The 19,052-nt window shown below is 58.8% G+C and carries 33 protein-coding genes; 32 read left to right on the forward strand and 1 reads right to left on the reverse strand.

The window, feature by feature from the left end; genetic code table 11:
• The first annotated feature begins 113 nt into the window (after positions 1 to 113).
• From D0901_RS17070 to D0901_RS17085, 4 genes are read left to right on the forward strand one after another with little or no spacing between them, the layout of a single operon-like run.
• Complete coding sequence (locus D0901_RS17070) at positions 114 to 530, forward strand: DUF968 domain-containing protein (protein WP_129141506.1); 417 nt, start codon at positions 114 to 116, stop codon at positions 528 to 530.
• Positions 527 to 1,060 (forward strand): hypothetical protein, encoded by a 534-nt coding sequence (locus D0901_RS17075; protein WP_129141507.1) that lies wholly within the window; start codon positions 527 to 529, stop codon positions 1,058 to 1,060. The genes D0901_RS17070 and D0901_RS17075 overlap by 4 nt, the downstream gene beginning before the upstream one ends.
• A 2-nt stretch (positions 1,061 to 1,062) precedes the next feature.
• Positions 1,063 to 1,245, forward strand: coding sequence for a hypothetical protein (locus D0901_RS17080; RefSeq protein ID WP_129141508.1), 183 nt, complete (start codon positions 1,063 to 1,065; stop codon positions 1,243 to 1,245).
• Positions 1,245 to 1,637, forward strand: a complete 393-nt coding sequence (locus tag D0901_RS17085) for a putative PDDEXK endonuclease (protein WP_129141509.1) — start codon at positions 1,245 to 1,247, stop codon at positions 1,635 to 1,637. Before D0901_RS17080 ends, D0901_RS17085 begins: the two co-directional genes overlap by 1 nt.
• 34 nt (positions 1,638 to 1,671) lie before the next feature.
• Here D0901_RS17085 and D0901_RS17090 read toward each other — a convergent pair whose 3' ends face one another.
• Positions 1,672 to 2,817, reverse strand: a complete 1,146-nt coding sequence (locus D0901_RS17090; protein ID WP_129141510.1) for an RNA-guided endonuclease InsQ/TnpB family protein — start codon at positions 2,815 to 2,817, stop codon at positions 1,672 to 1,674.
• Between the two features lie 161 nt (positions 2,818 to 2,978).
• Here D0901_RS17090 and D0901_RS17095 point away from each other — a divergent pair, with 161 nt between their 5' ends.
• The 28 genes from D0901_RS17095 to D0901_RS17215 all read left to right on the forward strand — a co-directional run bounded on the left by D0901_RS17095 (position 2,979) and on the right by D0901_RS17215 (position 19,043).
• Positions 2,979 to 3,167, forward strand: coding sequence for a hypothetical protein (locus D0901_RS17095; protein ID WP_129141511.1), 189 nt, complete (start codon positions 2,979 to 2,981; stop codon positions 3,165 to 3,167).
• On the forward strand, positions 3,164 to 3,763 hold the full coding sequence (locus D0901_RS17100; protein WP_129141512.1) for a hypothetical protein: 600 nt from the start codon (positions 3,164 to 3,166) through the stop codon (positions 3,761 to 3,763). Before D0901_RS17095 ends, D0901_RS17100 begins: the two co-directional genes overlap by 4 nt.
• A gap of 56 nt (positions 3,764 to 3,819) precedes the next feature.
• Positions 3,820 to 4,728, forward strand: coding sequence for an HNH endonuclease (locus D0901_RS17105; protein ID WP_162500900.1), 909 nt, complete (start codon positions 3,820 to 3,822; stop codon positions 4,726 to 4,728).
• A gap of 251 nt (positions 4,729 to 4,979) precedes the next feature.
• The gene (locus D0901_RS17110; protein WP_129141514.1) at positions 4,980 to 5,522 is read left to right on the forward strand and encodes a glycoside hydrolase family 24 protein; all 543 of its coding nucleotides are present in this window, start codon (positions 4,980 to 4,982) and stop codon (positions 5,520 to 5,522) included.
• Positions 5,523 to 5,528: 6 nt separating this feature from the next.
• Positions 5,529 to 5,816 (forward strand): hypothetical protein, encoded by a 288-nt coding sequence (locus D0901_RS17115; protein WP_129141515.1) that lies wholly within the window; start codon positions 5,529 to 5,531, stop codon positions 5,814 to 5,816.
• Between the two features lie 12 nt (positions 5,817 to 5,828).
• The gene (locus D0901_RS17120; protein WP_129141516.1) at positions 5,829 to 6,149 is read left to right on the forward strand and encodes a hypothetical protein; all 321 of its coding nucleotides are present in this window, start codon (positions 5,829 to 5,831) and stop codon (positions 6,147 to 6,149) included.
• Positions 6,149 to 6,559: a hypothetical protein gene (locus D0901_RS17125; RefSeq protein WP_129141517.1), complete on the forward strand. Its 411-nt coding sequence runs from the start codon at positions 6,149 to 6,151 to the stop codon at positions 6,557 to 6,559. Before D0901_RS17120 ends, D0901_RS17125 begins: the two co-directional genes overlap by 1 nt.
• On the forward strand, positions 6,556 to 7,014 hold the full coding sequence (locus tag D0901_RS17130; RefSeq protein WP_129141518.1) for a 3TM-type holin: 459 nt from the start codon (positions 6,556 to 6,558) through the stop codon (positions 7,012 to 7,014). The genes D0901_RS17125 and D0901_RS17130 overlap by 4 nt, the downstream gene beginning before the upstream one ends.
• Positions 7,015 to 7,489: 475 nt before the next feature.
• On the forward strand, positions 7,490 to 7,648 hold the full coding sequence (locus D0901_RS20975; protein WP_162500901.1) for a helix-turn-helix domain-containing protein: 159 nt from the start codon (positions 7,490 to 7,492) through the stop codon (positions 7,646 to 7,648).
• 145 nt (positions 7,649 to 7,793) lie between these two features.
• Positions 7,794 to 7,979: a hypothetical protein gene (locus D0901_RS17135; RefSeq protein ID WP_129141519.1), complete on the forward strand. Its 186-nt coding sequence runs from the start codon at positions 7,794 to 7,796 to the stop codon at positions 7,977 to 7,979.
• 3 nt (positions 7,980 to 7,982) lie between these two features.
• Positions 7,983 to 8,138 carry a hypothetical protein gene (locus tag D0901_RS20980; RefSeq protein ID WP_162500902.1) on the forward strand — a complete coding sequence of 52 codons (156 nt, stop codon included), beginning with the start codon at positions 7,983 to 7,985 and terminating at the stop codon, positions 8,136 to 8,138.
• A gap of 119 nt (positions 8,139 to 8,257) precedes the next feature.
• Entirely contained in the window at positions 8,258 to 8,512 is a 255-nt protein-coding gene (locus D0901_RS17140) for a hypothetical protein (RefSeq protein WP_129141520.1), read from the forward strand.
• Between the two features lie 77 nt (positions 8,513 to 8,589).
• On the forward strand, positions 8,590 to 9,066 hold the full coding sequence (locus D0901_RS17145) for a terminase small subunit (protein ID WP_129141521.1): 477 nt from the start codon (positions 8,590 to 8,592) through the stop codon (positions 9,064 to 9,066).
• Positions 9,066 to 10,520 (forward strand): terminase large subunit domain-containing protein, encoded by a 1,455-nt coding sequence (locus tag D0901_RS17150; protein ID WP_203234891.1) that lies wholly within the window; start codon positions 9,066 to 9,068, stop codon positions 10,518 to 10,520. The genes D0901_RS17145 and D0901_RS17150 overlap by 1 nt, the downstream gene beginning before the upstream one ends.
• Entirely contained in the window at positions 10,520 to 11,902 is a 1,383-nt protein-coding gene (locus tag D0901_RS17155; protein WP_129141522.1) for a DUF4055 domain-containing protein, read from the forward strand. Before D0901_RS17150 ends, D0901_RS17155 begins: the two co-directional genes overlap by 1 nt.
• Complete coding sequence (locus D0901_RS17160; RefSeq protein WP_129141523.1) at positions 11,902 to 13,062, forward strand: structural protein; 1,161 nt, start codon at positions 11,902 to 11,904, stop codon at positions 13,060 to 13,062. Before D0901_RS17155 ends, D0901_RS17160 begins: the two co-directional genes overlap by 1 nt.
• Positions 13,063 to 13,079: 17 nt before the next feature.
• Positions 13,080 to 13,298, forward strand: a complete 219-nt coding sequence (locus D0901_RS17165; RefSeq protein ID WP_129141524.1) for a hypothetical protein — start codon at positions 13,080 to 13,082, stop codon at positions 13,296 to 13,298.
• A gap of 87 nt (positions 13,299 to 13,385) precedes the next feature.
• Complete coding sequence (locus D0901_RS17170; RefSeq protein ID WP_129141525.1) at positions 13,386 to 13,658, forward strand: hypothetical protein; 273 nt, start codon at positions 13,386 to 13,388, stop codon at positions 13,656 to 13,658.
• Between the two features lies 1 nt (position 13,659).
• Positions 13,660 to 13,812 carry a hypothetical protein gene (locus tag D0901_RS20985; RefSeq protein ID WP_162500903.1) on the forward strand — a complete coding sequence of 51 codons (153 nt, stop codon included), beginning with the start codon at positions 13,660 to 13,662 and terminating at the stop codon, positions 13,810 to 13,812.
• Positions 13,813 to 14,144: 332 nt separating this feature from the next.
• Positions 14,145 to 14,900: a hypothetical protein gene (locus D0901_RS17175; protein WP_129141526.1), complete on the forward strand. Its 756-nt coding sequence runs from the start codon at positions 14,145 to 14,147 to the stop codon at positions 14,898 to 14,900.
• A gap of 11 nt (positions 14,901 to 14,911) precedes the next feature.
• Complete coding sequence (locus tag D0901_RS17180; protein ID WP_129141527.1) at positions 14,912 to 15,865, forward strand: major capsid protein; 954 nt, start codon at positions 14,912 to 14,914, stop codon at positions 15,863 to 15,865.
• A gap of 45 nt (positions 15,866 to 15,910) precedes the next feature.
• Entirely contained in the window at positions 15,911 to 16,183 is a 273-nt protein-coding gene (locus D0901_RS17185) for a hypothetical protein (protein WP_129141528.1), read from the forward strand.
• Positions 16,183 to 16,557: a DnaT-like ssDNA-binding protein gene (locus tag D0901_RS17190; RefSeq protein ID WP_129141529.1), complete on the forward strand. Its 375-nt coding sequence runs from the start codon at positions 16,183 to 16,185 to the stop codon at positions 16,555 to 16,557. Before D0901_RS17185 ends, D0901_RS17190 begins: the two co-directional genes overlap by 1 nt.
• A 2-nt stretch (positions 16,558 to 16,559) precedes the next feature.
• The gene (locus tag D0901_RS17195) at positions 16,560 to 16,847 is read left to right on the forward strand and encodes a zinc-ribbon domain-containing protein (RefSeq protein WP_129141530.1); all 288 of its coding nucleotides are present in this window, start codon (positions 16,560 to 16,562) and stop codon (positions 16,845 to 16,847) included.
• A 3-nt stretch (positions 16,848 to 16,850) separates the two neighbouring features.
• Positions 16,851 to 17,240, forward strand: a complete 390-nt coding sequence (locus D0901_RS17200) for a glutamate 5-kinase (RefSeq protein ID WP_129141531.1) — start codon at positions 16,851 to 16,853, stop codon at positions 17,238 to 17,240.
• Positions 17,241 to 17,249: 9 nt separating this feature from the next.
• Positions 17,250 to 17,627 (forward strand): hypothetical protein, encoded by a 378-nt coding sequence (locus D0901_RS17205; protein ID WP_129141532.1) that lies wholly within the window; start codon positions 17,250 to 17,252, stop codon positions 17,625 to 17,627.
• Complete coding sequence (locus tag D0901_RS17210; RefSeq protein ID WP_129141533.1) at positions 17,624 to 18,049, forward strand: phage tail terminator-like protein; 426 nt, start codon at positions 17,624 to 17,626, stop codon at positions 18,047 to 18,049. Before D0901_RS17205 ends, D0901_RS17210 begins: the two co-directional genes overlap by 4 nt.
• Before the next feature lie 76 nt (positions 18,050 to 18,125).
• Positions 18,126 to 19,043, forward strand: a complete 918-nt coding sequence (locus tag D0901_RS17215; RefSeq protein ID WP_129141534.1) for a phage tail tube protein — start codon at positions 18,126 to 18,128, stop codon at positions 19,041 to 19,043.
• Positions 19,044 to 19,052: the final 9 nt, after the last annotated feature.

The following is a 19,052-nucleotide window of genomic DNA, read 5'->3' on the forward strand; positions in this document are numbered from 1 at the left end:
GATCAAGCATGGCATCACACGCAAAAGACATCGCGGGGGCCGGAGCTAGACCGAGCAACAATGCACTTGCAGGCCTTGCGTGCTGAACAGGTGCGTCGTGCAAGGAGTGAGGCATGAAGCGCTCGCAAATCGCACGTAAAACGCCTCTCACCGCACGCAAGCCGATGCAGAAGCGTCGCAGAAAGCAATCGTCAGCGCAGAAAGAAAGCCGCTTCCGCTCGCCGGCCTATCTGGCCTTCGTGCGCAGCTTGCCGTGTTGTGCATGCGGTGTATCGCCCTGTGACCCGCACCACGTCATCGGGCTGCACTGGGGCCTGTCCGGTGCGGGCATGACTGCGCCGGACAACTACGCCATGCCGTTGTGCCGAGCGTGCCATGGCGAGATGCACCGTGAGCCGGGCTGGCTCCAACATCAACCCCGGTGGCTGGTGGACACGATCAATCGCGGGCTCGACGAATTCACGGACGAGCCGATAGTCGGGGCGCTGTGTGAAGCGCTGGAATTCATCGCAGAGCGGGAGGCGGAATGAGCATCTTTGCACCATGGACAGTGCTTTGGAGTGGCGAGGCAAATGACGACTGGCTCGCACCATGCCGGCATGCCAATGGCGCTATGGCCATCCATTCAATCAGCAGGCCATGCGACGGGAAGCCGCTCTTCGGGAAGACGCATCCCAATCGGCAGCGTCAGGCTATGGCGCAATGCCTGTGCGACATTTGCGGGAAGCCGCTGGCCACGCGCACCAAGGTTTCGATGAGCCAGCTTCGCACAATTGAGGTCGGCGGCAGGGCGGTGTCGGCCCAGGTTGAACCGCTTTGTTGCAAGCCGTGCGCCGCCGCATCTCTATCGGCATGCCCTCATCTGAGAAAGCAAGTTGCCAATGGTGCGATCCAAGTAAGGCAGGTATTGCGGCACAGCCTGATCTCGCAGGTGCTCACCAGCGAGGCGGTGATGGAATTCACAGGCCAACGATGCGGCGAGCCTGTCATTGGGCATCTGAAGCTCGTTATCGAGAAAAGTCGAGACCGCACCACTAAGTGGCTGGGAGGAGTGAAGTGATCATGGTAAGCGAACCGGCTGCGCGGCGGCTGGCGAGGGCACGTGACGCCATTTTGAATTCCGTTCAACGAGATGGCGTAACGGATGTCGAGATCGGCGCAGCCATGTGGGAGTTCGATGAAGCGGCGAATGCACTGGCCGACGATCTGATCGCCGACAACCACCACCTGACCGAGGGCGACTGATGGGCAAGACCTCCCGCACCAAGGGCGCCAAGGGCGAGCTGCAACTGGCCGCCCTGCTCAACGAGCGCTTAGGCCTCTCCCTCACTCGCCGCCTCGCTCAGTACCAGTCAGGCGGGCACGACCTCGACGGCTGGGAAGGCGTGCACGTCGAGAGCAAGCGCAATCGCACGGCGACCCAGGGCCAGATCACCGGCTGGTGGCATCAGACCCTGGAGCAATGCCCCGGTGGCGAGACGCCTGTGCTGGCCTACCGGGCAGATCGGCAGGATTGGCGGTTCGTCATCCGCCCCAGCGACTGGTCCGGGCCTACTCACGAGCCTATTGAGGTGACGATTGACGGGTTCGTTGAGTGGGTCAGGCATGGTCGGCAGCTCAAGATGGAGGCGCTTTGACCGCTCCCCGCCCTGAAGGACGGGGATTCCCAATTCAGCGAGAACCGGACATAGATACTTGACCCATGCCGCTTACATTCTCTTCAAGGGCTAACACGGCCAGCCCGGCCGCTTTGATATTGCGCGCTGCGTTAATGTCGCGGTCATGGGTAGTGCCACATTCCGGGCAACCCCAAGCGCGAATGTTCAGCGGCAATGCATCTTTGGTGTGTCCGCAATCCGAGCAGCGTTTTGAGCTGGGATACCACTGGTCAATAGCGACCAGTTGGCGTCCTGCCCATTGCGCTTTGTATTCAAGCTGGCGCACGAACTCGCCCCAGCTTGCATCGGCAATGGCTTTGCTCAGCGTCGGATTGCGGATCATGTTCTTCACTTTCAGGGATTCGACGCAGATCACTTGGTTCTCGTTAATCAATCTGCGGGACAGCTTGTGGAGTCTGTCCATCCGGCAATCGGAGATTTTGGCGTGAATACGCGCAACCTTTTGCTTGGCCTTGGCACGGTTAGCGGAGCCGAGCTTCTTCTTGCTAAGCCTGCGTTGTGCCTTGGCAAGCCTGGCGGCGTATTTCGCCGTATGGCGGGGATTGCCGATCCTTTCTCCCTGGTCGGTGACAAACAGGTCTTTCAGGCCAAGATCAATGCCCACCATCTTCGGTGTGACGGGCAGCGTCTCGACATCGAACTCGCACAGGCACGATACGAAGTACCGGCCCGCCGAATCCTTGGAAATAGTAATCGTGCTGGGTTCGCTGGGGAGTTCACGGCTCCAGCGGACATTAAGCGGCGTCTTGCTCTTGGCCAGAAACAACTGGCCATCGCGGTACTTGAACGCGGAGCGGGTAAATTCTGCCGACTGGCGATGCCGCTTGCTTTTGAAGGTCGGATACTTCGCGCGTCCTTCAAAGAAGTTCTTGAACGCCGACTGCTGGTGACGCAGACATTGTTGCAACGGAACGCAAGACACTTCATTCAGAAAGGCCGTGTCAGGCGTCTTCTTCATTTTTGTCAGGTAGGCGTTGGCCTCGATATAGCCAATCTTCTCCTGCTGCTGATAGAAGGCATCGGCGCGGTAACGCAGCACTGCATTGTAGACGAAGCGCACGCACCCGAAAGTCCGGGCAAGCAACTGCTCTTGCTCGGGCGTCGGGTAAAAACGGTACTTGTATGCGCGTTTAGTCATGCGTCACATTATATCTAAGATTTTGTGATAACATCAACCCAAGGAGGCGCGCATTCCTCCCCGCACTAAAAGTACGGGGTATCCAGCGCGAAAAATCTGATGACAGACACCACCGAGAAACCGCCGTCACGGCGCTACGTGAACTGTCCGAGGCCGCAGCGATGAAGTGGACCAAGGTCAATCCGTACTGCATCCGGGCAGGCGAGTATCAGATCACGAAGTTCACGCTCGGCGGCGAGGATTTGTACCTCGTCTATCACCAGGGCGAACAGATCGGTAACGCCAGGGACGGCAACGCGGCGCGGAAAGTGGCAATCAAGCACTCAGATAAGCAAGGGGTGGAATCATGAGTATCACACGCGAGCCACGCTTGGCCTGGGCGATGGCCACCAAGAGCGCATCCAAGGCCGCCCCTGGCCCTTGGGTCGATGAGATGCCGGGCGGGCATAGCAGCATGACGATGCTCGAGCTGTGCGCGGAATACAGCCCCATCTGGTCGCTGATCCAGCGCATGGAGCGCGAGCAGCCCGATACAGCAGCTATTGGGCACGTCATCTGCCACGCCGACACCGAGGCCAGCAATTGGCACCTGGATGATGCGGTGGCCGCGCTGATGGGCCGAGTCGTGGCGATGATCCCGAACTGGGGTGATGGCCGCGCATGGCGTCAGGCGAAAAAGGATCGTGTGCCGCACCTAATCCGCATTGCCCTGCTGGAGCGCCGGGAGAACCTGAGCGGTGAGCGTCCGGCATGGCAGCCCGAGCGGATCGGCGCCGTGATGCATGAGTGGTATGGCATGGCGATCACTACACGGGATTGGGCGCGGGACTGGCTGCCTGTTTGGTCCTGCATTCAGGTGGCTGTCGACGACATGGAAGCGGACGCCCTGGAGCCCGTCAGTGACGTGATCGGCGCAATGATTCGTCGCGAGCGTATAGCCGCATGAGTGCATAATTGCGGTTTATGCACGAATTGCACAATAAAGTTTGCCCCGGAGGTGGTATGAAAGCATTGTTTGTCAGAGAGTTCGAAGGTCAGAAGATTGCATTTGGACGGGGCGGTTGGTTTAACGCCAGCCAGGCCTCTGCACGGTACGGAAAGGATGTTAGCTCATGGCTATCTTCGCCTGCTGTAAGTGGGTATATCAATCGCTTGGCAGCGCACTCCGGCAGTAAGCGAACCGGCTATGTATCAAAGTCTCGACAACGCGAGCATGGTGGATATTGGCTGCACCCTGATTTGGCGGGCATGGTCGGAAGATGGCTGGGTGAGGATATTTCTGAGTGGCTGGATTCCGAGATACAGGCTGTTCAAAAAGTTGGGCGCGAGATTTGCAGATCCTCGCTTCTGGATAGAGACTGGCTTAACGAATGCTTTCTGTATGACGATGAGACGGGGTTGTTAATTTGGAGAGCGGACAGGCCTGCAAGTCACTTTTCTTCACCTGCAAGATATCAGTCATGGATAAAGGATACGGCTGGCACGATCGCTGGTTATCCCAGTAGCGATGGGTACTTGCTTATCAAAATAGAGGGTACCCGCTTGTACCAGCATCATATTGTATTAGCCATGCATGGTATAAAAGTTCCTTATGACAAGGAAGTGGATCACCTTAACGGCAACAGGTCCGATAACAGGATGCAAAATCTTCGCGTCGTTTCGCATCTGGTGAATATGCGGAATCGCACAATGCACTCGAACAACACAAGCGGCATTAACGGTGTCAGTCGCATAGGGGGAAGCCGTCCATGGATGGCCCAGGCAGGACTGAATGGCGGGACGATCATTATAGGTAGGTATCATACTTCCGAAGAAGCAGAAGCCGCTCGGCAAGCATGGCAAGATAAAGTCGGCGACTTCACGAAAAGACATGGAAAAAAGTCTTGCGATATTGCGGCATCCATGGTTTGATATGTTCATGCTGGTCGAAGTTTGCACTGCCAGCAGTTGATTTATTCAATCGCTCGCCACTCGGCGGGCGTTTTTCGTTTATGGCGTCCTGCGAGCCTCGATCCTCGCCCTGGTCGGACGCCACCCTTTCGGCTCCCGCGCTCTGCACTCCCCCGTCGCGTTCCCGGCGCGGTCGAGCCGATCTATTCCGCCGTCCCAAAGATACGGCATTGCCCCTCGTGCGGGGCTTTCTTATTCATGAGGTACCGCCTATGCCCCGTATCAACCCGCGAGAGGCAGGTGGTGCCAACGTTGCTGCATTCCTCGACATGACGCGCGTGTCGGAGATTGGGCCGGAGATGATGGCTGCATCAGACAGTGGCTATAACGTCCTCGTCGGCAGTCTGCCCGGTAAGCTCAAGCTGTTCCACGACTACAGCCACCACCCTCTCCCGCCAGGCATGGCTATCGAGTATTCGCCCGGACTGTGGAGCACGGCGGCTGGCGGCTATCAGATCCTGTCGCGGTACTGGAAGCATTACCAGAACCTGCTCGGGCTGCACGACTTCGGCCCGGTCAATCAGGACCGCTACGCAATCCACATGTTCAAGGAGCGCGGCGCCCTGGATGACATCAAGGCCGGGCTGATCCGCGACGCCATCGCCAGATGCTCGAATACCTGGGCCAGTTTTCCCGGCGCCGGATACGGACAGCATGAACACCAGATCGAAACGCTGATCGACGCATACATCAACGCAGGCGGCTCGCTGCACAGTGACGAGAAGGATTGGTTTGATCGAGTCGTCAAGGTCTGAATGCCTATGGAAACCATCTCAATCACGTTTGCCTATCTGCAGATACCGCTAGTGATCCTGCTGGCCGCGCACTGCATCAAGGTCCGTCATAACGTCACTGGCTGGGTCAGCAAGGCCATTCTCTCGGTGATCGGCTGCTGTGTGTTCTTCCTTGGCTGGCGACTCGCCACAATCGACCTGATTACCGACCCGGTGACGCGGCAAGCGGGCGGGATCGGCATGCAGACCCTGTTCATCATCGCCATCTATGTCCTGGTCACTGCCATAGGAAGCCTGAGCACCCACAAAAAATAGGTAGGGCTGCTCATGCTCGACGCGCTTTCTTCGCTGTGGCAGTTCGTTGCCGACGTGATGCACAACCCGCGTGTCGCGGCCGCTTGTGCGGCGATGATCGTTTCTATTCTGTTTGGCCGGTGGCGGGAGACCCTGCTGGTTGGATTTCTGGCCTACTGCTTCATCCCCATCTTCATCGCGAACCCGATTTACCCGATGCCCAAGGAGTGGGCGTCCGGTGCTGGAGCCACTATGGCCGTCATGGGCGTACATGGCATACAGGCTCGCATCGAGCAGCTTGATTTCAAGTTTCTGATCACTGCGGTCATGGATCGCATCAAAGGGAAAAAGTGATGCGTCTCCTGTTCTCCAAGCCAAAATACGTGATTGCCGCCGGCGTAATGACCTTTGCCCTGGCGATCCTCGCCTCTGGTTGGGCGAACACCTACAAGCGTCTGCAGGACCAGCGCGAGGTGAACGCCAATCAGCGCGAGATAATTCAAGGTCAGATCAAAAGCGGTCAGCGTAAGGATGACATGAACCTTGTGGCGCTCAATGGTGCGCTGGCTGCGTGGCGATTCCAGCAGGGCGAGTCGGGTGCCTATGAAGCCAAGTGGCTTGATCGCGTCGAAAAGCTCAACAACGCTCGACGCTACATCGGATACCTGCGCGGCAAGCTCAAGGGCTGCACAGCCACCACAAACATGCTCGGCGACGAGGGATGGACGGGCAACGCTGACATAAAGCCGGAGGCGAGCGAATGATGGGCATCATCGAAAAAGCCTTGGGCGCCCTCACTGGCCCCGTTTTCGACGTGATCGACCAAGCGGTGACGGATAAAGACGAGGCCAACCGGCTGAAGCAACAGATCCAGTCGCAGCTTATCGACTCCGAAGACTCGGCGGTCAAGGCGCGGATGCAGATCATCCTAGCTGAAGCGACAGGGGAAAGCTGGGCACAGCGGAACTGGCGCCCCGTCCTGATGCTCGTGATCGTTGCCATCGTGGCGAACAACTATCTGATCGCTCCCTACCTTGGCGCGATGTTCGGCGTCGGTCTGATGCTTGACCTGCCCAGCAGCCTGTGGGATCTCATGACGCTGGGCGTTGGTGGGTACATAGCGTCGAGAGGCGTGGAAAAGAGCATTGATAAATGGAGCAATGCCAAAGCGAGCCAGGCTACAGCTAGCTTTTATCAGTCTGTTGAAAAAAAGAAATAACACACTGTACCAATGATTTTTCTCTCTATATACTCCTAGGAGGCTATGGGGAGAAAATAGCATGTCATGCACAATTGAAGGTTGCTCTAATCCGCTGTATGTCAAGAAGCGTGGCTTGTGCCTAGCGCATTACCTTCGGTGGTATAAGTATGGGGACCCAGAGTTCTTTCCTGAGCCACGCAGAGGATCAGATGCCCCGTCCTATAAGCATGGTGCGTGGGGAAAGCCTGTGTTCGGCATTTGGAAGCACATGATTTCTCGATGCTACAACCCTGCTAACCAGTCCTATCAGCGGTACGGGGCGCGAGGTATCAAAGTCTGTGAGCGTTGGCGAGATGATTACTTTGCGTTTGAGGCTGATATGGGGCCTCGCCCGGAAGGCATGAGCATTGACCGAATAGACAATGATAGGGGTTATGAGCCGGGCAATTGTCGATGGGCTACTGATGAAACACAGGGCCGCAACAGGCGTTGTGTGAAGCTCACCAAGGAGAAGGCTGACGAGATGCGCGATCTGCCGCGACGGGCTAAGAATGGTCGCGGTCCCGGCTACTCGAAAGCAGAGATAGCGGAGATGTATGGCGTATCTGTTGCGACGGTCAAGAAGGTGTTGTCAGGCGATTACTGGAAGTAATCGGTCTGGCGAGAAGATCACCCGCAACGTGACTGGCAAGGGCTTCATGGCTGCGGTGAAGAAGCAATGAGACCCCTCGCCGCCTGGATGCTCTCTCGCTACCTCGTCTGCCTGTTCGTCGCCTCGCTGATATGGGAGCGGATCTATGGAGTTCACCCTGGAAGGCATAAAGCGAGAGATGGAGAGGATTGTTGAAGAAGCCAAGAACCATGATCGGGTCCGGGTGATCGGCTATGCGACGATTTGCTTCGACTGGGATATAGATGAGCGTGAGGCCAGGCGCATTCGTCACTCGGTCAAGCGTGCAATCCAAAGTTGCCGCCGAGGATAGCCCATGTCCGACCACCTTCTGTGGTATCCCATCGGCCCGATCATCTGCGACGGCATGACCATCGCTGAGCGCATCGAGCAGCGGATAGGGGATGTGGCGTTCGAGATGCTGTTCGAGTGCGAGTGTGTGGGCGAGATCGAGTGTGACGTATTCGACTGAACACAAACCAGCCGCTGGGGGTGATCCTACGGCTACTCAACGACGGACGCTGTGAAGCGCTGCACTCCGTACGAGCCGTCTGAGAAAGCTCAGGCGGTCCCTATTCGATGAGGTGACGTATGCAGCACATACATTACTGCAACGGCCCCGACCTGCCCGATTTCCCGGATGACGTGCAGCCAAAGGACGTGAATATTTGGCTGCACGACAGCGGCATGGTGGCAACGCACGACTACGCATGCCCGGTGTGCCGCAGCGAAAGCGCCGTCCTGAGCCTGCATAACGGCCTATTCCAGCCGTGCTGGGAATGTCAGGACAAAGGGTATCGTCTGATCAAGAAAGATCAGCGCAAGTGGTGGCAGAAGTTGCTGTGAATATTCGATGAGCCGCCCCGCGCGGCCATCTCAATGCGCTGAGTGCGTATCGAGATGAAATACAACGAGAGATAGCTATGACGAACACGACTGCGGAGGCGGTCGAGCTGACCCCTAAGCAGTCTCGATTCGTCGATGAGTACCTGATTGACCTGAACGCCACTCAGGCGGCTATCCGGGCCGGATACAGCGAGAAGACGGCATATGCCCAAGGGCAGCGACTGTTGAAGAATGCTGAGATTGCCGCCCAGGTACAGAAGGCGATGGATGCCAGGGGTGAGCGCACTCAGATCGACGCTGATTTCGTGCTTCAGGGTATCGCCCGAAACATCGCCCGCTGTGAGCAAGGCGCGCCCGTGCTAGATCGTTCAGGTGAGTACGTGATGGTCGAAGGCCCCGATGGGCAAACCGCTCCGATGTGGAAGTACGACGCCGGCAACGCCCTCAAGGGCTATGAGCTATTGGGCAAGCACCTGAAGCTGTTCACGGACAAGACCGAGCACTCCGGCGAGATCAAGACCACCGCCCCGACGATCAACATCACGAGGGAATGATGAGCGACGACGCTGCCCTGAACGTTCGGCTGCACAAGCGTCAGGGGGAAGCGTTCGACTCGGAAGCCACGGAGATCCTGTACGGCGGCGCTGCCGGGGGCGGCAAATCACACCTGATGCGTGTGGCCGCCATTATCTGGTGTGCTGAGATACCGGGCCTGATGGTCTACATCTTCCGCCGCCTCTCTGACGATCTGGAGAAGAACCACCTTTACGGCCCCGGCGGCTTCTTCGAGCTGCTGGCTCCGTGGTTCAAGACGGGGTGGGCGAAGTACAACGGCTCCAAGCACTACATCGAGTTCTGGAACGGCTCACGCATCTTCCTGAGCCACTGCCAGCATGAGAAGGACAAGTTCAAGTACCAGGGCGCGGAGATCCATGTTTTGCTCGTCGATGAGCTTACCCATTTCACCGAGAGCATTTATCGCTACCTCCGTGGTCGTCTTCGTCTAGGCGCGCTCGATGTCCCCGATAAGTACAAAGGGGGATTCCCTCGTGCTATCTGTGGGTCGAATCCCGGCGGCGTCGGCCACAACTGGGTCAAGTACGCCTTTGTCGATGCGGCGCGTCCCATGGAGATCCACCGGGCAGCCAAATCAGATGGTGGCATGCTTCGCCAGTACATCCCGGCCCGGCTGGACGATAACCCGTCGCTGCTGAGCAATGACCCCGACTACATCGACCGCCTGGAAGGGCTAGGTAACCCGGCGCTCGTCAGGGCGATGAAGGACGGTGACTGGAACATCGTCTCGGGCGGTGCCTTCGATGACATCTGGAACGAGTCACGCCATGTGGTGCCGCGCTTTGCCGTTCCGGCTAGCTGGTACGTGGATCGCTCGTTCGACTGGGGCTCAACGCACCCGTTCTCCGTGCTGTGGCACGCCGAGGCAGACGGCTCAGAGGTGACGTTGGAGGATGGCCGCACCTTCTGCCCGCCCAAAGGGTCGATCATCGTCTGCCATGAATGGTACGGCGCCAAGGGACCGAACGAAGGCATGAAGCTGTCCGCCCCGGAGATCGCGCAAGGCATCAAGGAGCGCGAAGAGTCGCTGCGCATGGGTAAGTGGCTGCCCGGTCAGGTCAAGCCCGGCCCTGCTGACAACCAGATCAGCAACGTCAACGAGTCTGGCAGCGATAGCGTGGCCAGGAAGATGGAGTCGGAAGGCATCAAGTGGACGGAGTCGGACAAGAAGCCCGGTTCTCGCGTGAACGGCCTTGAGCTGATACGCACCCGCCTGAAGGAAGCCGCCAAGGAAGCCCCCGAGGATCCGGCGCTCTACTTCATGGATCACTGCCGCAACATCATCTCGCACCTGCCCGTGCTGCCCCGGAGTGAGCGCAACCCCGACGACATCGACACCACGGCAGAAGATCACGATTACGACGCTCTGCGCTACAGGGTGCTGAACCGCCGCGCTAAAGCCGGCATGAGACGACTCGGAGGACTCGCGTAATGGCGGTGACCGCAACACATAGTCAATACGCCGCCATGAGCGACGACTGGCAGATGATGGAGGATGCCCTGGCTGGCCCGCGCACGGTCAAGCTCAATGGCGTCACCTACCTGCCCAAGACCTCGGGCATGATCGAGGCGGAGTCGCTGGCCGGCACTGACCAGAGCCCGCTGACCAAGGAAGACGCCGAGAAGCTCTATCGGTCGTACAAAGAGCGCGCCGAATACCCCATGTGGGTCAAGGACAGCCTGCGCACCATGGTTGGTCTCGTGTCTCGCCAGGAGCCGGAAATCGCCCTGCCCGACAAGATGTCCGGCATCGAGGAGAACGCCACGGCGGATGGCTTCGGGCTCAAGGAGTTGTTCCTGCGGGTGGTGATCGCCAACCTGACCAAGGGACGCAAGCCGTTGCTCGGCGAGTTCGACGAATTCGGCAAGCCCTACATCGCCACCTACACCGCCGAGACGGCTATCAACTGGCGCGCAGAGAGTGTTAACGGGCGGCAGGACCTGATTCTAGCTGTCCTCAAGGAGCAACGCCTACGCGAAGGCTCCGACGAGTTCGATCCGCAGTATGACGACGTGTACCGGGTGCTCGACCTGTTCGAGGGCCGCTACCGCGTGCGTCTGCTCAAGGCGAGCGGTGAGCAGATCGGCGACGACGATTTCCCAGGCTTCACCAACAAGCCCCTAGACTTCATCCCGCTGGTGTTCGCTGGCTCGACCGACAACAGCGTAGCCGTGGACGAGATCCCGCTGCTCACCATGGCCCAGTCGGCGATCAAGTATTACCAGCTCTCGGCGGACTACTATCAGTCGCTGCACTATTGTGCGCACCCGCAGCCTGTGATAACGGGGATCAAGTCTGATGAGGATCTCCGTGTCACTGGCCCTATGGCGGCCTGGACTTTAGAAGATCCTCAGGCAGACGCTAAATACTTGGAGTTTACTGGGTCTGGCGTTGAGGCGACCCGCATCGCGATGCAGGACGCCCGCAACGCCGCCGCCGAGGCCGGCGCCAAGGTGCTGGATACCGGATCCCAGGAGTCGGGAGACGCCCGCATTGCCCGGCAGAACGATCAGCACAGCTCGCTCTACAGCGTGTGCGTCACGTCGGCTCAGGCTATCGAACAGGTGCTGCAATACATCGCTATCTGGGTCGGCGCCAATCCCGATGATGTGGTCTTCAAGGTCGAGCCGAAATTTAGCCAGACCGACATCGACGCGGCGATGCTCACCATCCTGCACAACATCGTCATGGCCGGCTCCGCCCCACGTGAAGTCCTCTACGATGCCCTGCGCAAGATGGGCTTCACCGAAGAAAGCGACGAGGAGCTGGACGCCAAGATTGAGGCTGGCGTGATGCCGCAACAGGTGGCCTGATGCCCAAATACGACGAATCCCGCGAAGCGGCCCAGCAGAAAGCCTTTGATGCCATCCTGCGGCACGCCCTCAACGTCGAGCGCAACAACAACGGCCTCGTGGCCGACATGACCGGCGTGATCGATGAGGCGGGCAAGCGGCTGACGAGCGAGTTGTCGGATCGGCTGGACAATCTGACCCAAGGCGAACTGGCCGCCCTGTCCAAGTACAGGGTGGGCCAGCGTACCGACCGGCTGCCGACTCGTGTGCAGGGCGTCGCCAAGCTGATCGACGAATGGACCGACAAGCTCGGCAAGGACATTCTTGACACTTGGCAGAGCGAAGCGACCGACTTCGTGCAGTCCGAGGTGGACTTCACCAACGATCTGATGTCGAGCGTCCTCGTGGAATCGTCCGCAGCCGCCGTCTCTGCCTCGCAAATCTACAAGGAGGCCATGGACACCCCGGCGCTCGGGATATTCGTCGAGGACGCGCTACGGGATGTCTCGACGCAGACTCGGGAACGGATCTACGCCAAGGTACGCGAAGGCGTGACCCAAGGGTGGACGAATCAAGAGATCATCCGGGCGTTGCGCGGCACGCCGGGCATGAAATTCAAGGACGGACTGCTTCAGACGAGCCGGAACAACGTCTCGACCATCGTGAGGACTGGGCGCAATCATCTGTCCAGCACCACGTATGATGCGACGTACAAGGCGTTGGGCGTTGATAGCGTCATTTTCTGTGCCGTAATCGACGGCAGAACCACTCTGCTGTGCAGCTCCAAAGATCAAGAATCATTCCCGATTGACAGCAATTATCCGCGCCCTCCTTTGCACCACGCATGCAGGAGCACCATATGCCCAGACTTCGGTGGCAAGATTGCTGGGAAGCGGCCTTACGTCAAAGCGTTTAAGCCGATTCGCCAGATTCGCAAGGCTGACCGCCCTGACGACATGGTGGGGCAGGTAAAGGCGTCCACCAGTATGTCGGAGTTCCTGAAGCGTCCCGACAATGCCGCGTTTGCCAAGCAATACTTCGGCGAGACACGCTATCGCCTGTTCAAGCAAGGCAAGCTGAGCATCAAGCAGATGATCCGCGCTGACGGCACACGCTACAGCATCGAGGAGCTGCGCGCCCGCAACCGTGAGGTGTTCCGCGAGGTATTCGGTGACGCCTGATCGACAAGGAGGAAAGCATGAGCCGCATCAATGCTGCATGGTCAGCCATCAAGGACTGGCGCAACAACGAGTTTCTGCACTGTGCTTTCGTCTGGGCGCTGGTGGCGTTCTCGTGGAACGTCATGGAGTCAGGGCCAGCTAAGACAGGCATCGACGTAGCTGCTTTCCTGATTGCGCTCTACTGTTTCGTCAGGATGTGGAGGCGGCAGCGATCATCGCCTGATGCTAAACTGTAGGGATGCGCGACTAGGGTAGCTCCCGAAAGCACGTTACGCCTACGTGTTGTCGCGCACTCACCCAAGGCGATGACGAGAGGCGACGTTATGGCGAAACATGAACTTTTCTTGCGTGAGCTTGGAAATGATCTCTATGTCGCCTGTGACGAAGGTGATGCTGACGCCAAAAGGTTCTTTTCAGAAGAGTCCGTAAAGGCGTTGATGGCCGGCGATCAAGGTGGCAGAGAAGGATACGCTGACGCGCTTAAGAGCTACGCTGAAGCTCTGCTGGAAGGGAGTAACGATCAAACCGTTTCGCTACATGATATGGCTAGGCAAATGATCGCCTCGGCAGACGAGATGATGAATCCTGATCGCTAATATGCCTGAACCCTGCGACTCATGGTTCGCCCTGTGGTGGCGGTGTCTCCTGCGACGACACGCCGGCATCGCCACGCCTGCCGACCTGATGCAGGGCGAGATGGGCTGGCAGATGAGCATGGCGATCATGCAACGGATGGAGGGGTGGAAGTGATACTCACAACGCTTGATTCATTCCTGAGCAACTCGCGTCGATGGCGCAAGTGGCGGGGCGGGGTCTGGCATCAAGTGGCGCCATGGCCGTCCATGCCCTACATCGACCCGCTATGGGTTCGCGGCGATCCTGTCTCAGGTATCGAGAAGGTTTTTGAGACCGAGGATCACCGAAAGACAAGCTAGCCACCACACCAAACACAGCCCTCCTAGCGCGGGCTTTTTCATGGGCTGCCTACGGGCGGCCTTTTTTGTTTCCACAGCTCCTTGGTGAGACGCCATTGAGCATTCCCCAAAGCCCGAGATGGGCGAATCAAACGAGAGGTTTGATACATGGCACTGCAATTCGAAGTCGATTCGCTCGACGGTGTTCCCGAAGCCCTGCAAGACCAATACACCGAGACCGACAACGGGACGTTCCGGCTCGCGGTTGATGGCTATGAGGATCCTTCCGGGCTGAAAACCGCTCTGGAAAAAGAGCGCGGCGAGAAGAAAGAGACCGCCAAGCAGCTTCGCGAGATGCGCAAGCAGTTTGAAGGGATCGACCCTGACCGCACGCGTGAAATCTTCCAGCGTCTCGAGCAGGACGAGGAAGCTCGTCTGATCGCGGACGGTAAAGTGGACGAAGTCGTGAATCAGCGCACCGAACGGATGCGTTCGGAATACGACCGCAAGCTGCAGTCGATGGAGGAAGAAGCCGAGAAGGCCAAATCCTTCGCCAACAAGTTCCGCACTCGCGTTCTGAGCGACGAAGTGCGTGGCGCAGCGAGCGAGGTCGGGCTGGTTGATTCCGCCGTCTCTGACGCGGTGTACCGGGCGAAAGACCTTTTCCAGGTAGACGACGAAGGCAATGTCGTGCCGACGGAGGATGCCGGCTTCGATGCCGATGGCAAGCCTCTGACCCTGAAATCGTGGCTCGACGGAATGCGCGAGTCAGCTCCCCACTGGTTCCCCGTTCCCAAGGGTGGTGGTGCTCCCGGCAATGATGGCACGCGCTCAGGTATGAAGCGCTCCGACATGAGCCCGGAACAGAAGTACGCCTACATCCGCAAGAACGGCCAAGACGCTTATCTCAACTTGCCTGCATGAGGACATGACACATGGCAACCACCACCAATTCTGACCTGATCATCTACAACGATCTGGCTCAGACCGCCTACCTGGAGCGCATCCAAGAAGTCTTTCAGGTGTTCAACGCCCAGTCACAGGGCGCCATCGTTCTCGACTCCGAGATGCTGGAAGGTGATTTCCGCAAGCGCGCCTTCTACAAGATCGGCGGCGCCATCGAGCATCGCGACGTGACCTCCTCGGCCACTGTGACCGGCAAGAAGATCGACGCCGGCGAGATGGTTGGGGTGAAGGTGCCGTTCAAGTATGGCCCTTACGAGACCACCGAAGAAGCGTTCAAGCGCCGTGCCCGCAGCCCGGAGGAGTTCTCCATGCTGGTCGGGCAGGACTACGCCGACGCCCTGATGCAGGGCCGTCTGTCTTACGCCACCGCCGCGCTCAAGGCCGCCATCCTGGCCAACGGCAATATGGACGTGACAGCCGAGTTCGCTACCGATGGCCGCATCGCCTTGACCAAGGCGCTTCGCAAGTTTGGTGATCGCTTCAACCGCGTTGCGATGTGGATGATGGATTCCTCGAACTACTTCGACATCGTGGACAATGCGATCTCCGAGAAGATCTTCGAGGAAGGCAACACCGTCATCTATGGCGGCCAGCCCGGCACCATGGGGCGTCCGGTTCTCGTCACCGACGAAGCCCCGGCGAATACCGTGTTCGGCCTTCAGCCCGGCGCTGTGAGCGTCACCGAGTCTCAGGCTCCTGGCTTTCGGTCTTACATGATCGATAACCAGGAGAACCTGGGGATCGGCTGGCGTGCCGAGGGCACCTTCAACCTCGAGTTGCTCGGCTATAGCTGGAATGACAGCGCTGGCGGTGCAAACCCCAACCTGTCTGCCGTTGGCACTGGCGCCAACTGGAGCAAGTACGCCACCAGCGACAAGAACACTGCTGGCGTTCTGATCGACACCACCCCGGCAGGCACCTGATGGCAGCGGGCGGCTTTCGGGCCGCCCTAGTCTTTGGAGAACGCAATGGAATTGATCTATACGACGCGCCATCGCGATTTCGAGCCGGGCAAGCATTACCGAAACCCCGAGTATTTCGAGCGAGCGGAACGCGGCGTCGAAAGCGTGGTTCTGGATGGAAATTTCCCTGCCGTCCGGGATGCATACGAAGCGCTCAACGTGCCCGTCTCGGACGCGCAATCGAAAGCCGCACCCAAAGCTCAAGCCGAGCCCGAAAAGCCCGCAGAGGGCGACAGCAAGCCGAAACGAGGGCGTCCTCGCAAGACGGAGAGTGAGTGATGGTCGATTACGTCACCAAGGCCGATGTAGACACCACGCTGGGCTCTGGCTGGGAGGGGTCTGGTGATGCTGATCGCGCCGTCAAGCAAGCCAACGCCTGGCTGTCCGCCGAGCTGAACAGCCGCACGTTCGAGACGGTGCCCACGGAGGTCGTGGAAGCCGGTTCTGAACTGGCCCGCATGTCCGCCGAAGGCACGCTGTACGCCGACTCCGATGGCGACGTGAAGAGCGAGAGCGTGAAGGCGGGCGAAGTCGAGGTCTCTACGGAGTACCAGGACCGCTCACGCGCCACGAACGGCACGCTGCAATACGTGAAGGCGCTGCTCAAGCCGTGGTTGATGCCGCTTGGCGTGACGCTGCTTAAGAGGCTGTGACCATGACCAACGTGACTTCGCTGGACGACTATCGCCCGCATGACTCCGGCAATGCGCGATGTCTGCAATGTGGACATGAGTGGCATGCTGTTGTCCCTTCCGGGGTTAAGGGAAACCTTGAATGCCCTGCCTGCCATTTCTCGAAGGGCGAGTTTCTTGGTAACTGCGTCCCGCCTGAAGACTGGGAAATCTTCACATGCAACTGCGGCAACGACCAGTTCTATGTGTTGCATGGCGCCGTGTTCTGTCGCGGTTGCGGCGAGTCAGTGGCGTTTGATGAATTGGAGTGATCCATGGGCTACATCAGCGACAAGATCAACGCCAAGCTGCCCAGAGCCTTCGACGGCAAGCTAGCCGATGCTGTGCATGCGTTCAGATTCACGCGCGTCGAGGGTGGCGACATTGACCCGGTAACGGGAATTCCGACCGGCTCAAGCGTCACGATCAACGTCACCGGGCGCGGTCCATTTGGCAGCTATCGGGCTAGCGAGACGGACGGCACGAACATCCTGATCACCGATACCCGGCTGACTGCTGTTCAAGCCGAGGTAGTCGATCAGGACGGGCTGCCCATCGCCCCTATCGTCGGCGACGTCATCACCAGCGAGGGCGTCAGCTACGACGTGGTCAACGTCAGCAACACCGCCGGGGCGACGTGGACGCTGCAACTCAGGAATTCGTGAGGTGAGGTCATGTGGGATCGGAGACCGACGCTGTTTATCGAGGATGTCGAAAAACAGATCACCGATGGCGTAAAGGGTATGGCGGGCGAGGCCCTGGCTGGGGTCATTACCCGCTCCCCGGTCGACGAGGGCACTTTCCGAGCCAATCACCGCGTTGCCGTTGGCGGTGATGGCGGCGAGTACGATGCCAGTGACCACGATGAACAGGGTAATGCAACGCTCGACAGAGGTATGTCGATCATCGATGCCATTGAGACGCCATTCGTGCGCGTGACCATCTATAACCTCTCGCCCTATGGCCAGCGACTGGAAGATGGTTGGTCGCAACAGGCCCCTGGCGGCATCTATGAGGTCACGGCAGCCAGCTTGCAGGAAAAATACCGATGAGCATGTCATTCGAGGACATCAGGCAATCGCTGTATGGCCTGCTGGCGCAATGGGGTGAGCACCCCATCGAGTACGACGACATCAAGTCGTCAGCGGTCGATGGGGCAAGGCAATCCGGCGATCCGTGGCTGCGAGCGACGATCCTGCCGGGCGATTCATTCACCGCCTACATCGGCGACGGCCCGAAGGCTCGCGACCCCGGCGTGCTAGCCCTGCAAATCTTCGTGAAACCGCCTGCCGTGATCACTGTCGATGACCTGCCGGCCAGCATTCAGGCGTACCGCATCGCGTCCTCGCTGGCCGAGCACGTCTCGTACTATCAGGACGGATGGCTGGAGACGCGAGCCGCCTCGCTGCGCCGTGTTGGCGAGCAAGACGGCTATTACCAGATGAACGTCACCACGGTATTCGTGGCGAACTGACCTTCCCTCCCAACGGACCAACACACACCCGCCGCTGAGCGGGTTTTTTATTGCCTGAAACCCGCGAGGAAAAACGATGAGTGAGTCGAACCGAGTACGCATTGCCATCCGCCCTGATGGCAGCTCAAGCAACTGGAAGACGCTTCGGCGCACCAATGATGCCCTCACTGCCGGGACGAATACCACTCGCTCCGAGAATGTCCGATCTGATCGGATGCGTGACGGCCAAAAAATCACCACCATCACGGTCGGCGGCACGCTGAATATCGAGATGACGGCAGCCGAGTACGATGACCTGATTGCCGCCGCTATGTGCAGCACTTGGACCGCTGATACTCCCACAGCGGGGACGGATCAGATCACGGTCGGAACCACGACTACCAAGTTCGAGGTGCTGAAATCGTATCTTGATGAAGACCGCCACATCCTCATGTCTGGCATGGAAGTGGGCCAGCTCGAACTCAACATGGACTCCGGCAGCAAGATCACCGGCACAGTCACGTTCATGGGCACTCAAGAGGATCATGAGTACGATCCCAGCACCGATACCTTCGACCCGGCGTCAGACGCGCTGTTCTTCGACAGCTCCAACAACCTTTCGTCCGTGACTATCGACGGTTCGCCGTTGAGCGGCATCGCCATCACCGGCATGTCTATGACGATCAACAACAACCACCAGACCGATCAGGAGCTGGGCACGCAGTACCAGACCCACCACAAGGGTTCTGCAGACATCACAACCAGCAAGACCGTGCGGATGTCTGCGTCTGCGTTCGATCTCTGGAAGAACACCCTCACCAACACGCCCATCGCCACCAGCTTCACCATGGGTGATGGCTCGAACTCCTACGTGTTCAGCCAGGGTAGAGAGTTTCTGTCCGGTGATGCGCCATCCGGTGGGCTCGACGCCATCCTGACCTTCACCCTCAACGGCGTTTCTGCCGTCGATGCAACCGGCGAGATGCTCACCATCGAACGCACCCTGGCGCCGTAAGAATGCGGC

It is taken from the genome of Modicisalibacter coralii (genome assembly GCF_004117855.1).
GTDB lineage: Bacteria > Pseudomonadota > Gammaproteobacteria > Pseudomonadales > Halomonadaceae > Modicisalibacter > Modicisalibacter coralii.

Bases quoted from the DNA above. Each gene is read 5' to 3' on its own strand.
- D0901_RS17070 (WP_129141506.1), top strand. From the start codon at position 114: ATGAAGCGCTCGCAAATCGCACGTAAAACGCCTCTCACCGCACGCAAG.
- D0901_RS17075 (WP_129141507.1), top strand. From the start codon at position 527: ATGAGCATCTTTGCACCATGGACAGTGCTTTGGAGTGGCGAGGCAAAT.
- D0901_RS17080 (WP_129141508.1), top strand. From the start codon at position 1,063: ATGGTAAGCGAACCGGCTGCGCGGCGGCTGGCGAGGGCACGTGACGCC.
- D0901_RS17085 (WP_129141509.1), top strand. From the start codon at position 1,245: ATGGGCAAGACCTCCCGCACCAAGGGCGCCAAGGGCGAGCTGCAACTG.
- D0901_RS17090 (WP_129141510.1), bottom strand. From the start codon at position 2,817: ATGACTAAACGCGCATACAAGTACCGTTTTTACCCGACGCCCGAGCAA.
- D0901_RS17095 (WP_129141511.1), top strand. From the start codon at position 2,979: ATGAAGTGGACCAAGGTCAATCCGTACTGCATCCGGGCAGGCGAGTAT.
- D0901_RS17100 (WP_129141512.1), top strand. From the start codon at position 3,164: ATGAGTATCACACGCGAGCCACGCTTGGCCTGGGCGATGGCCACCAAG.
- D0901_RS17105 (WP_162500900.1), top strand. From the start codon at position 3,820: ATGAAAGCATTGTTTGTCAGAGAGTTCGAAGGTCAGAAGATTGCATTT.
- D0901_RS17110 (WP_129141514.1), top strand. From the start codon at position 4,980: ATGCCCCGTATCAACCCGCGAGAGGCAGGTGGTGCCAACGTTGCTGCA.
- D0901_RS17115 (WP_129141515.1), top strand. From the start codon at position 5,529: ATGGAAACCATCTCAATCACGTTTGCCTATCTGCAGATACCGCTAGTG.
- D0901_RS17120 (WP_129141516.1), top strand. From the start codon at position 5,829: ATGCTCGACGCGCTTTCTTCGCTGTGGCAGTTCGTTGCCGACGTGATG.
- D0901_RS17125 (WP_129141517.1), top strand. From the start codon at position 6,149: ATGCGTCTCCTGTTCTCCAAGCCAAAATACGTGATTGCCGCCGGCGTA.
- D0901_RS17130 (WP_129141518.1), top strand. From the start codon at position 6,556: ATGATGGGCATCATCGAAAAAGCCTTGGGCGCCCTCACTGGCCCCGTT.
- D0901_RS17135 (WP_129141519.1), top strand. From the start codon at position 7,794: ATGGAGTTCACCCTGGAAGGCATAAAGCGAGAGATGGAGAGGATTGTT.
- D0901_RS20980 (WP_162500902.1), top strand. From the start codon at position 7,983: ATGTCCGACCACCTTCTGTGGTATCCCATCGGCCCGATCATCTGCGAC.
- D0901_RS17140 (WP_129141520.1), top strand. From the start codon at position 8,258: ATGCAGCACATACATTACTGCAACGGCCCCGACCTGCCCGATTTCCCG.
- D0901_RS17145 (WP_129141521.1), top strand. From the start codon at position 8,590: ATGACGAACACGACTGCGGAGGCGGTCGAGCTGACCCCTAAGCAGTCT.
- D0901_RS17150 (WP_203234891.1), top strand. From the start codon at position 9,066: ATGAGCGACGACGCTGCCCTGAACGTTCGGCTGCACAAGCGTCAGGGG.
- D0901_RS17155 (WP_129141522.1), top strand. From the start codon at position 10,520: ATGGCGGTGACCGCAACACATAGTCAATACGCCGCCATGAGCGACGAC.
- D0901_RS17160 (WP_129141523.1), top strand. From the start codon at position 11,902: ATGCCCAAATACGACGAATCCCGCGAAGCGGCCCAGCAGAAAGCCTTT.
- D0901_RS17165 (WP_129141524.1), top strand. From the start codon at position 13,080: ATGAGCCGCATCAATGCTGCATGGTCAGCCATCAAGGACTGGCGCAAC.
- D0901_RS17170 (WP_129141525.1), top strand. From the start codon at position 13,386: ATGGCGAAACATGAACTTTTCTTGCGTGAGCTTGGAAATGATCTCTAT.
- D0901_RS20985 (WP_162500903.1), top strand. From the start codon at position 13,660: ATGCCTGAACCCTGCGACTCATGGTTCGCCCTGTGGTGGCGGTGTCTC.
- D0901_RS17175 (WP_129141526.1), top strand. From the start codon at position 14,145: ATGGCACTGCAATTCGAAGTCGATTCGCTCGACGGTGTTCCCGAAGCC.
- D0901_RS17180 (WP_129141527.1), top strand. From the start codon at position 14,912: ATGGCAACCACCACCAATTCTGACCTGATCATCTACAACGATCTGGCT.
- D0901_RS17185 (WP_129141528.1), top strand. From the start codon at position 15,911: ATGGAATTGATCTATACGACGCGCCATCGCGATTTCGAGCCGGGCAAG.
- D0901_RS17190 (WP_129141529.1), top strand. From the start codon at position 16,183: ATGGTCGATTACGTCACCAAGGCCGATGTAGACACCACGCTGGGCTCT.
- D0901_RS17195 (WP_129141530.1), top strand. From the start codon at position 16,560: ATGACCAACGTGACTTCGCTGGACGACTATCGCCCGCATGACTCCGGC.
- D0901_RS17200 (WP_129141531.1), top strand. From the start codon at position 16,851: ATGGGCTACATCAGCGACAAGATCAACGCCAAGCTGCCCAGAGCCTTC.
- D0901_RS17205 (WP_129141532.1), top strand. From the start codon at position 17,250: ATGTGGGATCGGAGACCGACGCTGTTTATCGAGGATGTCGAAAAACAG.
- D0901_RS17210 (WP_129141533.1), top strand. From the start codon at position 17,624: ATGAGCATGTCATTCGAGGACATCAGGCAATCGCTGTATGGCCTGCTG.
- D0901_RS17215 (WP_129141534.1), top strand. From the start codon at position 18,126: ATGAGTGAGTCGAACCGAGTACGCATTGCCATCCGCCCTGATGGCAGC.